Genomic DNA, 11,674 nt, shown 5'->3' with positions numbered 1-11,674 from the left:
TTTCGTTCTTTAATAGATAGGTTCCTTTATTTGCCCGATAATAAGATTTTATGGCCAGGTTTCGATGCAGAGAAGATCTTTATAACCTGTAACCTGCCCGCCGGGGCTTTTCAGCCCTTAAGTAATCTTGTCCGTGGCGGGCGCATATATTTTGGCAAGGAGGGGTTGGAAGATGACCTGGCGGGAATGGAAAAAACGGTTATCGGAATTTCTGGAGATTCCTAACGATGTAATGCTGAACCTTCCCCGTGTCGTGCTCATGGGAAATCTGCAGGCCTTCATTGAAAACCACCGTGGCATTTTAGAGTATACCCCTCAAATTGTGCGCGTTGGTATTGAAGAGGGGGAGCTGGAAATTACCGGAGAGAAATTGATCCTGCGCAATATTCTCCCCGATGAGATTTGCGTGGAAGGAATGATTAAGACCATTACGTTCAAATAGGAACAGGCCAGTGTAAAAATCGTGCCCATGGCCCAGGAAAATAAGGAGGCCAAGCCATGTTTCTTTTTCGATTGATGAATTTCCTCGTCGGTTATGTCACCATAACCATCCGGGGAGAAGCACCGGAAAAATTTATCAATATGGCTGCCGCCCGGGGTATTTTCCTTTGGGATATTGCCCGGCCCGGTGAGCAGACCATGAGGGCCAATGTGCGCTTGAGTGCCGTACGGCCTTTAAGGCATATAGCGCGACGCACCCGCTGTGGCTTTCATATCACACGGCGGGCAGGTCTGCCTTTTCTATGGATGCGCCTGGCCCGGCGCAAGGCACTGGCTTTTGGCGCCGTACTGTTTGTTCTTGGACTGTATTTCTTGAGCTCCTTTGTCTGGACTATCGAGGTTACCGGCAACAGTAGGGTGCCCAGAAAGGAAATCTTATCTGTGGCTTCAGCGGCCGGCCTGAACCGGGGGGTGCCCAAATGGCGTTTGGACTGCCCTGCGGTGGAGAGAGCCCTGAAAGCAAATTTGCCCGCCATTTCCTGGGCCGGCGTATACGTTAAGGGGACAAAGGTGACCATTGAAGTGGTGGAAAAAACTATTCCCGAGAAGAAAAACCAATCTCCCGCCCATATTGTAGCTATTAAAGCGGGCGTAATCAAAGAGGTACTGGTATTTAGCGGCCACGCGGCGGCGAAGGAAGGGGATACGGTGGTTCCCGGTCAAATATTGATTTCCGGCATTATTCCTCCTTCCGAAGAACAAAAGCCCGAACAACCGGGATCAGAAACACATAGTGAACAACCGGCCCCTCGCCAGCCCACATACGTGCACGCTGCAGGTATCGTGAGGGCCCGGGTATGGTACGAGGGTTACGGCGAAGCCCTCCTCGCAGAAACGGGGAAACGTTTTACCGGTCACCGGGTTACCAGGGTTTGTATGAAAATAAAAGGCAGGGAAATAATTTTAGCAGGTCCCCAGAAAATACCCTTTTTGCATTATCAAACCGAGACCAGTGTGAAAAAGCCTCCTCCATGGAGGAATCTTCATTTACCCGTCGAACTAGTTATCAGCAAATATTATGAAGTGGAAAACTACCGGTTGGTCAGGAACCGGGCTGAAGCCCGCCGCCTGGCCGGGGAGAGGGCGTTGCATGCGGTACAAAAGCAGTTACCTCAAGGAGCCAGGATAGTCCACAAACAGCTGGATGAGCTGATAGTGAAAGAGCCGGAGAGCCTGGTGCGGGTCAAAGCCTTCGTGGAGAGCCTTGAGGAAATCGGCACTGAACAACCCTTTACCCCGGGGGAAGAGTCTCAAAATCAGGTACCGGCGCCCCCTTCCCAGCCATAAGAGGTCTATTCTAGCTGCTATAGGAACAAGAGGGAGTTGGAGGGATAAGTTGGGCGAACACACTGAAGCCAGGGTGATCCTGGATAACATTGCCACGGCGGCCGAGATTTTCGGGCGTCACGATGAACATCTGGCTTTAATGGAACGGGCCTTGGGCATAAGGGTAGTAACCCGGGGTGAGGAAGTGATTATTATCGGTCCCCCCGAACAGGTTGCCCAGGCCCGGGAGGTTTTCAATCAGTTGCAGGACTTTTACCGCGCGGGTAACCGTTTAACTTTACACGAAATTAACTACGCCATTAAGGCCGTGCGGGCGGGTATGCAGGAAGCCCTGTCCCACCTGGCGCGGGAGGTGACCCTGGTTACCGCCCGGGGAAAACAGGTGAAGCCCAAGACACTGGGGCAGAAACAGTACATCGAAGCCATTCGCAAGCACGACATTGTTTTTGCCATCGGCCCCGCGGGAACGGGGAAAACCTACCTGGCCGTGGTTATGGCCATTCGTGCGCTGCGCAATAAGGAAGTCAACCGGCTGGTACTAACCAGGCCGGCTGTGGAAGCCGGAGAAAAGCTCGGTTTTCTGCCGGGGGATCTGCAGGAAAAAGTAGATCCTTACCTGCGTCCTCTTTACGATAGCCTTTACGATGTACTGGGTGTGGAAAATACCCAAAAATATCTGGAAAGGCATGTTATTGAAATTGCTCCCCTGGCCTATATGCGGGGGAGGACACTGGATGACGCCTTTATCATTCTTGACGAGGCGCAAAACACCACCGACCAGCAGATGAAAATGTTTTTGACCCGTCTGGGTTTTGGTTCCAAGGCCGTAATTACCGGAGACATTACCCAGATCGACCTGCCCAGGGGTCAGGTTTCCGGCCTGGTCCATGCCCAGAAGGTTTTGGCCCGGGTAAACGGTATTGCCTTTTGTTATCTGACGGGGGAGGATATAGTCCGGCACCCGCTGGTTCAGGAAATCATCAGGGCCTATGAGGAAGGGTCGTAGGACGGTGGCGCAGGAGTGAATTTGATGCTCCCTCTGACCACAATTGGAAAACAGTTTGTTCACCGGCTGGCTCCGTTAATGGGACGGCGCAGGGTACGGCGGAGCGCAGCCGCGGTCATCTTTTTTTTGCTCATTACCATTCTCATTTCCATCGAATTTGTTCCCCAACGGGTTAATTTGCGGGAGGGACAGGTTTCCCCGGTCCAGATTACGGCCCCCCGCAGTATTGTTTTTGAAGATAAGGCCAAGACCGAAGAAATGCGCCGCCAGGCTGCCGCGGCAGTACGCGACCAGTACGACCGGGATCCCCTGGTAAGTGCGGCGGTTCAGCGGGATATTTCCACCGCCATTCAGGGGATCCGCGAGGTGCAGGAGGATACCAGGTCCAGTGAGGAAGATCGGGTAACCCGCCTGCGGGAGGTGCTGCCCTTTTCTTTGTCCCAGGAAACCCTGGTGGCCCTTACCAGGCCCGCTTCCCACACCCTGGATCAGGTGGAGCGGAGTGTAAACGGCCTGTTGGCCCAGGCCCTGGATAGCGAGGAAGGTATTACGCCTGATAAATTGGAGGCTAAAAAGGCAAGTCTGGCCGACCAGGTGGCCCGCTGGGGTTTAAGCAAACCCTACCGGGAACTGGCCCAGGGCCTAATCCGTTATTACCTGCGGCCGAACAGCTTCTTCAATGCGGAAAAAACCCGCCTCTTAAAGGAGGCGGCCATGGCCACGGTGCCGCCCCAGATGGTGACCATCAGGCAGAACGAGATCATCATCCGGGTTGGGGATGTGGTTACCAGGGAACATCTGGCCAAGCTGGAGGCTCTGGGCCTCACCCAAACCGGGGTCCCCTGGCGTATATTGCTTGGCAGCGCTTTGCTGGTGGCCCTCCTGATGATGGTGGTACTGCTCTATCTCTACCAGCAGAACCGGGAAATTTACGAACATGCCGGTCACCTGTACCTGCTGGGTATCGTTATCGTGGTGGTACTGGCCGTGGGCAAGGCCATTACGGCCATCAGTATCCCCTACTGGCCAGAGTTGGGCAACCTCGTGGGTTATATGACCCCTATTGCCGCCGCCGGGATGCTAATTGCCATTTTGCTTGACGCGCGCCTGGCCATGCTGGTGGTGGCGGTAATGAGTTTCCTGGTGACCCTGATGATCGATGGGCAAGTCCATTTTGGACTGGTGGCCCTGGTGGGGGGGTTCGTAGGAGTTTACAGCGTCAGCAAGCTCAGCCAGCGGGGTGATCTGGCACGGGCCGGTGTTTATACTAGCGCCGCCAATATCGTTGTCATTCTGATTATGGGCCTTTTAGGCAACACGCCCTGGGGCCTCATGATTACTTCCGGCGTGGGTTTTGGTCTGATTAACGGTATTTTGTCTTCCATTCTAACCATTGGTGCCCTTCCGTATCTGGAAAGCGCCTTTGGAATTACCTCGGCAGTCCATCTTTTGGAACTGTCCCATCCCAGCAATCCCCTGCTGCGGCGTTTGCTTACGGAGGCACCGGGGACCTATCACCACAGCATTATTGTGGCCAACCTGGCGGAGGCTGCAGCCGGGGCCGTGGGCGGGGAAACCCTTTTGGTGCGGGTGGGTGCCTATTATCATGATATCGGCAAAATTAAACGGCCCTACTTTTTTATTGAAAACCAGTTGAACGGTGAAAACCCCCATGATAAAATTGCCCCTTCCTTGAGCACTTTGATTTTGACCTCCCACGTCAAGGACGGGGTGGAAATGGCCCGTGAGTACAAGTTGCCCCAGGCCATTATTGATATTATCGAGCAGCACCATGGCAGCGGGCTCTGTTCTTACTTTTATCACAAGGCCCTGGAGAACGGCCACTCGGAAAATGTCAATGAGGACGAATACCGTTATGATGGACCCAAGCCCCAGACTAAAGAGGCAGCCATTGTCATGCTGGCCGACTCGGTCGAGGCGGCGGTCCGCTCCCTGCAAAACCGCACTCCGGGCCGCGTAGAGGGAATGGTACGCAAAATTATCAAGGATAAGCTCATGGACGGCCAGCTGGATGAATGCGACCTGACTTTTAAGGACCTGGATAAAATTGCGGAGGCGTTTTTGCAGGTACTGGGCGGAATATTTCACACCCGCATTGAATATCCCGACCTGAGTAAGGAAATGGAAAGGAGAAGAAGCAAGAGTGCCGGTTCTCGTAAACAACCTGCAAGAAAAAGTGCCGGTGGGTGAGCGGCTAGTTAACCTGGTGGTAAAGGTGGCCGGGGAAGCGCTCTCTTTAGCCGGAGGCCCCGGGGACGCGGAAGTAAGCCTGGTGTTTGTGGATGATGAGTACATTCACCGGTTAAACCGTGAATACCGGGGAGTGGACAGGCCTACGGATGTACTCTCTTTTGCCCTGCAGGAAGGAGAACCGATGCCCGAAGCGGGGGGGGAAACCCTGCTGGGGGATGTGGTGATTTCCCTGGAGACGGCGCGCCGGCAAAGCGAGGAGTACGGGCACAGCTTTGAGCGGGAGGTGGCTTTTCTGGTGGCTCACGGTGTGCTGCATCTCCTGGGATACGATCACCAGACGGAAGTGGAATGCCGGGCAATGCGGGAAAAGGAGGAGGCCATCCTGGCCCGGCTGGGTTTGGCCAGGTAAGAGGGCCATTAAGAGCGCCGCCCTTAGAATAGCTTGTGGTTACGGGATGTGACATTGCAATGGCCGGGGGCAGCTTCAGAAAAAGCCTTGGTTATGCTCTGGCTGGTCTGGCTTATACCCTGCGCACACAGCCAAACATGCGTTTTCACTTTGGTGCCGCCCTGGTTGTGGTGGCTGTTGCTCTGTTGCTGGGGGTAGGGGTGCGGGATCTCCTCATTATTCTCTTTGCCATCGCCCTGGTTGTCATTGCCGAGATGTTCAATACTGCCGTGGAGACGGTGGTTGATCTTTATACCGCCAAATACCACCCGCTGGCCAGGGTAGCCAAGGATGTTGCCGCCGGAGCCGTACTGCTGGCTGCCTTAAACTCGGTGGTTGTAGGGCTATTGGTGTTTTACCCTTACCTGCACGCCTTCGTTCGCTTTTGGGCACGTTCCTGGCGAGGTGGAAATTAATGATTGACCTGCCGGTGATGCAGTTTCCCGTAGAAAAGCTCATAAACACGGCCCGGGCTTCCCGGGAAAGGGCTTACGCTCCTTATTCCGGCTTCCGGGTGGGGGCAGCCATACTGACATCGGAAGGAAGAGTGTATACCGGATGTAACATTGAAAATGCCTCCTACGGTTTAACCGTTTGCGCCGAGCGGGTGGCCCTTTTTAAAGCAGTAAGCAACGGGGAGAGGCAATTTGCCGCCCTGGCGGTGATTTCCGACAGCGAGGATTACTGCACGCCCTGCGGCGCCTGCCGGCAGGTGCTGGCTGAATTCGGAAGCGAAGTAAAAGTTTATATGTGTAACCACCATGGTGAATATATAGTAAAAACGCTTGCTGAGCTGCTGCCCCTGAGCTTTAAGTTAAAAGGTGGGGAGGATGGGAAAATTGAAGACAGCCCACGCCCCAATCCTGTTCGTGTTGTGGAGCCGGTAGACAGGTAAATTTGGTGCTGCCCGGGGGAGTCTCTTTAATGATAAAGGGCTGAAAGGAGGAAAATGGTGGAACAGGAGAAATTCAAGTCGGGTTTTGTGGCCATAATTGGCCGCCCCAATGTCGGGAAGTCTACCCTATTAAACCAGCTGGTGGGGCATAAGGTGGCCATTATGTCCGATAAGCCCCAGACCACCCGGCATAAAATCCATTCAATCATTACCCGTGATGATGCCCAGATCATTTTCCTGGACACGCCGGGAATTCACAAGCCCAGGCACAAACTGGGTGAATACATGGTGGAAGTGGCCCTGGGCGCCCTAAAGGAAGTGGACGTGATCCTTTTCCTGGTTGAACCCCAGTTGCCGGGGCCGGGGGACGAGTACATAATCAACCAGCTCCGCGAGGTAACTACTCCGGTAATTCTGGTGATCAATAAAATAGATTTGCTGGAAAATAAGGCGGAATTGCTACCTCTGATCGACGTTTTCAGACAAAAATACAATTTTGCCGAGATTGTCCCCGTTTCCGCTCTCAAGCCGGAAAACCTGGACCACCTGGTTGAGCTGGTGGTTTCCTACTTACCCTATGGACCCAAATATTATCCCGACAATATGGTCACGGACCGGCCGGAACAGTTTATTATGGCCGAATTGATCCGGGAAAAGGTGCTGCACCTGACCACCCAGGAAGTACCCCACGGGGTGGCCGTGGTGGTGGAAGAGATAGAGCCGCGGTCGGACCAGTTGCTCTATGTGCGGGCGGTCATTTATACCGAAAAGGAATCGCACAAGGCCATATTAATTGGCAAGGGGGGGCGGATGCTCAAGGAGATAGGCCGGCTGGCCAGGGAAGAAATGGAACTTCTCCTGGGGTCAAAAATATACCTGGACCTGTGGGTCAAGGTCAAGGAAGACTGGCGTAACCAGGACCTGTACCTGCGGAACTTTGGTTACGCCGGCAGGGATTAATTTTCCTTGACAGTACAAGAAAGGTTCTGATAAAGTAATGTTGGCTGGAAAGCCAGCTAAGGTTTTCGGGCTTCCTCACGTAAGTGAAGGCCCTTTTCATTTTTGCAAAAATTCCCGGAGGTGGTACTGTGGACGGCGACCCTAGTAGGCACAAGTTCATACTAAAACAAACAGGGGCTGGCCCCGGTATCTACGCTCCAGGGATGGTGGGCCGCCCCTGAAAAAAAGGAGGTGGCCTGGATGTCAGTGACCCGGGTACTTTACGGCGCCCGGTTTATTGCCGCCCGGAACAGGATTTTGGGGAACTGCCCCAGTGCCTTGCTGCACCCCTGGTAAGTGTTGAGGAAAAACTCAAGATACAAGATAATGGTTGCCAACATGTGTTCTTTGTTCCTGTGTAAAATTCGAGTAAGGCATTGGAACAGGATAAAGCTCAACAACAGGGGTGGGAAGATATGCTCAAAGTATATAAAAGTGTGGGAGAGGCGCTGGTAGAAAGCAATGTGCTGGGAGAGAAGGGGAGCTGGGTTAACTTAGTCAACCCTACCAGAGAAGAGATACAAGAGGTCGTTCACCAGCTTACCCTGCCTGTGGACTTTTTAGAGTACCCTCTTGATGAAGAAGAAAGCTCCCGTATCGAGGTTGAGGAAGGCTGTGTGCTGATTATTATCAGGGTGCCTATTATTAGGGATAATGTTTATGACACAATTCCTTTAGGAATCATTATTACAGAAAACATTATTATTACCGTTTGCCTGGAAGATCTGGCTATTATAAGCGAATTCTCTTCCTGCCGTATCAAGGGATTTTATACCTTTAAAAAAACGCGCTTTCTCTTACAGATTTTTTATAAGACAGCGATCCATTACCTGCGTTACTTAAGGCAGATCGACAAAAGAAGTGAAGAAATTCAACAAAGGTTGCACAGTTCGACGCAAAATAAAGAATTGATTAAGTTATTTAGTTTAGAAAAAAGCCTGGTCTATTTTACAACCTCTTTAAGGGCAAATGAAATCGTTATGGAAAAGCTATTAAAGTCACACCTGGCTAAAGACTCCGAGTCTTTGGAGGTGAACGTGGGTTTAATAAAGATGTACGAAGAAGATGAGGACTTGCTGGAAGATGTAATCACCGAAAATAAACAAGCTATTGAAATGAGTGAGATTTATGCCGAGATCCTGAGTAGCACGATGGATGCATTTGCCTCGATAATTTCGAACAATCAAAACATGGTCATGAAGTTTCTAACTTCAGTGACCATCATTTTAATGATTCCTACCATGCTGTTCAGCTTGTACGGCATGAACGTAGATCTGCCATTCCAGAATTCGAAGGGTGCTTTTTCCGGTATAGTTCTTTTGTCCGTTGTTTTATCAATTGTAGCTCTGTTCATATTCAGGAAGAGAGATATGTTATAAGATTTTTCTATATACACATTAATTTACCTTGACAGCACAGGAAACAATTTGTTAAAGTAGTTCTGGATGTAAGTCCAGTCGGGCTTTTGGCCTTCTTTAACCGGAGGCCTTTTTTGTTTGGGGCATTGCTTTGGGTGTAAATGTTCAGTGATCTCGCTATGGTGCCGGTGGTAATAATAAAAAGGGGCTGGCCCCGGTATCCATGCTCCAGGGATGGTGGGCCGCCCCTGATAAAAGGAGGTGGCCTGATGTCCAGAGACCGGCAAGAAGTACGCCGGGCAGTCCTTTCCTGCCTTGAGGAAGGCTCTACCGACAGGCTGCGTCAGTGCCTGAAGGACTTACATCCGGCGGACATAGCCGAAGTATTTCCGGACATTAGTTTGGGCCAGCAGGTCAAGGTATTGCGGGTCATGGAACCGGACAGGGCTGCCCAGGTAATTTTTGAGCTGGACCGGGAAAAGTTGCCCACCCTGATGGAATGCCTGGGTTTACAGCGCACGGCCGATATATTGAGTGCCATGTTTACCGACGACGCTGCAGACCTGCTGGGGGACCTGCCCGGGGACCTGAGACAAAAACTGCTGGGTCTGATGGAGGTGCATGAGGCCCGGGACCTCAAAGAGCTGTTGACCTACGGCGAGGAAACCGCCGGCGGGATCATGACCACGGAATACGTGGCCATTCAGAAAAATATCACCGCCGGGCAAGCTATTGAAGTGCTGCGGGAAAACGCACCCGATGCCGAGACGGTTTATTACGTTTATGTGGTGGACGATCAAAACCACCTGGTGGGAGTGCTCTCCTTAAGGGAACTTATACTGGCTGCGCCTTATATGCGTATTGAGGACATCATGCGGCGCAAGGTAATCAGCGTGAATGTGAGCACCGACCAGGAAGAAGTGGCCCGCCTGGTGGCGAAATACGACTTTCTGGCCGTACCTGTGGTCAGCGATGATGGAGAACTGCTTGGTATTGTAACGGTAGACGATGTTCTGGATGTTATTGAACGGGAAGCCACCGAGGACATGATGCGCATGGCGGCCACTATTGATAGTGAAGGGGAAGACCCCGACGCCAGTCCTTTGAAGCGGGCACTGCGTCGTTTGCCCTGGCTGGTGGGTTTGCTCTTCGGAGAGCTGGTGGCCGGTCATGTAATCGAGGGCTTTTCCGAAACCCTGCAGCATTTAACGGCCCTGGCTTTTTTTATGACAGCCATAGCCGGAGGTACGGGCAACGCGGCTACCCAGTCCCTGGCCGTGGTGGTGAGGGGAATTGCCACCGGAGAGGTAGATCCCGGTCAGGTTTTAAAGGTGATCTGGAAAGAAGCCCAGGTGGGGCTGTGGGTGGGCCTGGTTTGCGGCCTGGTTGTAGGATCCTTTGCCTTTGTGTGGCAGGGTTCCCCCTCCCTTGGTTTGGTGGTAGGCGGGGCACTGGCCTTAAGTATCACCGTTTCCACCATCCTGGGCAGTTTTGTGCCGGTGATTATCAACCGCATCGGGGTTGACCCCGCCCTGGCCTCGGGACCTTTCATTACTACCTTGATGGACGTTAGCAGTATGTTTATTTATTTCACCCTGGCAACTCTTATTCTGATCAGGTAAGGTTACCGGGTACCCCCCCATCTTTTTACTAGGCTATTTTCGATACCCAAAAGATCCAGTACCCGCCCGGTTGTTTGCAGGACCAGGTCTTCGATGGTTTCCGGGTGCTGGTAAAAGGATGGTACCGGAGGCATAATAATTACCCCCAGCCGGGCCAGTTTGAGCATGTTTTCAAGATGGATGGCACTTAAAGGCGTTTCCCTGATCATCAGGATCAAGGGGCGCCTTTCTTTTATGGTCACGTCGGCAGCCCGGGTGATCAGGTTATCGCTGTAGCCCCAGGCTATAGATGCCAGGGTTTTCATACTGCAGGGGGCAATGACCATACCCTGGTGCATAAAAGACCCGCTGGCCACCGGTGCAGCCAGGTCGTTGGCCGTATAAGAGTAGCTGGCCAATGCCATTACCTGTTCCGGCGTCCACCGGGTTTCCAGGGCGATGGTTTTTGCCGCCCAGGGGCTCAAGATAAGGTGGGTTTCAATCCCTGAGAGCTTTAGTTGTTCCAGCAGGGTTATGCCGTATACGGCTCCTGATGCCCCGGTTATGCCTAGAATAATGCGCACTTTTCTACCATCCTTTATGGATACTGTCGCATAACTCCCCGGGGTGGCGATCGTTCCCCGTCGCTCCGTGTTATATGGTAACTATTTTTCCTGCATTATTGTATCCTGAATGGTGTGATTGTTCAATACGGGAAAAGCAGGCCCGCTTTTTTACGGGTCCGGCGATGGCGTCCCTAGACATTATTTTACAGCATAAGAGATATGCCGCCGGTAAATATTAAATGACGGTAAATTATGATTGGAAATGGGGGTGGACCAAATGAAAAAATGGCCCGTCTGGTTTTCCATAATACCCCTGGTATTGATGCTGGTATCCGGCTGCACGGCAGCTCGCAAGCCGGCCCCGCCAGCTCCGGCTGCTCCGGGACCTGCGCCTGCGGCCCCCGGCCCGGCGGCAACGGCTCCCCGTCCCCTGCCCACCACGCCCGCGGAGGCCCACCGGTTGGCTACAAAGCTGGCGGCTGAAGCCGAGAAAGTGCCCGGCGTGAAATCGGCCACGGTCGTCCTGACCGGGAACACGGCCATTGTGGGGCTCGATATTAAAAGCGGGGTAGAGAGGGGGCGTACAGCGGCCATTAAGGATGAAGTGGCCCGGAGGGTCAGGGCGGCAGATAACCGCGTGGCCACCGTGCAGGTAACTACCGATCCGGATACCGTTACCCGCATCCGCAGGGTGGCTCAAGGCATCAGCCGGGGCACTCCTGTAGCCAGCTTCAACCGGGAGATTCAAGAAATCCTGCGCCGCATTACGCCCACCACCAGGTAATGATTTGAAACGCCT

Annotated in this window: 12 protein-coding genes; 11 read left to right on the top strand and 1 reads right to left on the bottom strand. The window is 52.9% G+C overall.

Annotated elements, in window-relative coordinates:
- Nucleotides 1-172 precede the first annotated feature (172 nt).
- The 10 genes from yqfC (at nt 173) to mgtE (ending at nt 10,330) form a co-directional block, all read left to right on the top strand.
- Nucleotides 173-442, top strand: coding sequence for a sporulation protein YqfC (yqfC, locus tag BUA65_RS00285; RefSeq protein ID WP_072866773.1), 270 nt, complete (start codon nt 173-175; stop codon nt 440-442).
- Nucleotides 443-498: 56 nt separating this feature from the next.
- Nucleotides 499-1,788: a sporulation protein YqfD gene (gene yqfD, locus BUA65_RS00280; protein WP_072866772.1), complete on the top strand. Its 1,290-nt coding sequence runs from the start codon at nt 499-501 to the stop codon at nt 1,786-1,788.
- Nucleotides 1,789-1,837: 49 nt separating this feature from the next.
- Nucleotides 1,838-2,794: a PhoH family protein gene (locus tag BUA65_RS00275; RefSeq protein ID WP_013823671.1), complete on the top strand. Its 957-nt coding sequence runs from the start codon at nt 1,838-1,840 to the stop codon at nt 2,792-2,794.
- Between the two features lie 24 nt (nt 2,795-2,818).
- Nucleotides 2,819-5,005 carry an HD family phosphohydrolase gene (locus BUA65_RS00270; protein WP_072866771.1) on the top strand — a complete coding sequence of 729 codons (2,187 nt, stop codon included), beginning with the start codon at nt 2,819-2,821 and terminating at the stop codon, nt 5,003-5,005.
- Nucleotides 4,959-5,417 (top strand): rRNA maturation RNase YbeY, encoded by a 459-nt coding sequence (ybeY, locus tag BUA65_RS00265; protein WP_072866770.1) that lies wholly within the window; start codon nt 4,959-4,961, stop codon nt 5,415-5,417. Before BUA65_RS00270 ends, ybeY begins: the two co-directional genes overlap by 47 nt.
- A 59-nt stretch (nt 5,418-5,476) precedes the next feature.
- Nucleotides 5,477-5,872, top strand: coding sequence for a diacylglycerol kinase family protein (locus BUA65_RS00260; RefSeq protein ID WP_072866769.1), 396 nt, complete (start codon nt 5,477-5,479; stop codon nt 5,870-5,872).
- On the top strand, nt 5,872-6,351 hold the full coding sequence (gene cdd / locus BUA65_RS00255) for a cytidine deaminase (RefSeq protein WP_072866768.1): 480 nt from the start codon (nt 5,872-5,874) through the stop codon (nt 6,349-6,351). The genes BUA65_RS00260 and cdd overlap by 1 nt, the downstream gene beginning before the upstream one ends.
- Nucleotides 6,352-6,405: 54 nt before the next feature.
- Complete coding sequence (gene era, locus BUA65_RS00250; protein WP_072866767.1) at nt 6,406-7,311, top strand: GTPase Era; 906 nt, start codon at nt 6,406-6,408, stop codon at nt 7,309-7,311.
- 416 nt (nt 7,312-7,727) lie between these two features.
- Nucleotides 7,728-8,729 carry a magnesium transporter CorA family protein gene (locus BUA65_RS00245; protein ID WP_500683350.1) on the top strand — a complete coding sequence of 334 codons (1,002 nt, stop codon included), beginning with the start codon at nt 7,728-7,730 and terminating at the stop codon, nt 8,727-8,729.
- A gap of 248 nt (nt 8,730-8,977) precedes the next feature.
- Nucleotides 8,978-10,330 carry a magnesium transporter gene (mgtE, locus tag BUA65_RS00240; protein WP_072866765.1) on the top strand — a complete coding sequence of 451 codons (1,353 nt, stop codon included), beginning with the start codon at nt 8,978-8,980 and terminating at the stop codon, nt 10,328-10,330.
- A 2-nt stretch (nt 10,331-10,332) separates the two neighbouring features.
- On the opposite strand, the gene BUA65_RS00235 is transcribed toward mgtE, so the two are convergent.
- On the bottom strand, nt 10,333-10,893 hold the full coding sequence (locus BUA65_RS00235; protein ID WP_072866764.1) for a UbiX family flavin prenyltransferase: 561 nt from the start codon (nt 10,891-10,893) through the stop codon (nt 10,333-10,335).
- Nucleotides 10,894-11,152: 259 nt separating this feature from the next.
- Between BUA65_RS00235 and BUA65_RS00230 the strand changes: the two genes are divergently transcribed.
- On the top strand, nt 11,153-11,659 hold the full coding sequence (locus BUA65_RS00230) for a YhcN/YlaJ family sporulation lipoprotein (protein WP_072866763.1): 507 nt from the start codon (nt 11,153-11,155) through the stop codon (nt 11,657-11,659).
- The last annotated feature ends 15 nt before the right edge of the window (nt 11,660-11,674 follow it).

The organism is Desulfofundulus thermosubterraneus DSM 16057 (assembly GCF_900142025.1).
Taxonomy (GTDB): domain Bacteria; phylum Bacillota; class Desulfotomaculia; order Desulfotomaculales; family Desulfovirgulaceae; genus Desulfofundulus; species Desulfofundulus thermosubterraneus.
This window is presented reverse-complemented; position numbering and strand designations above follow the sequence as displayed.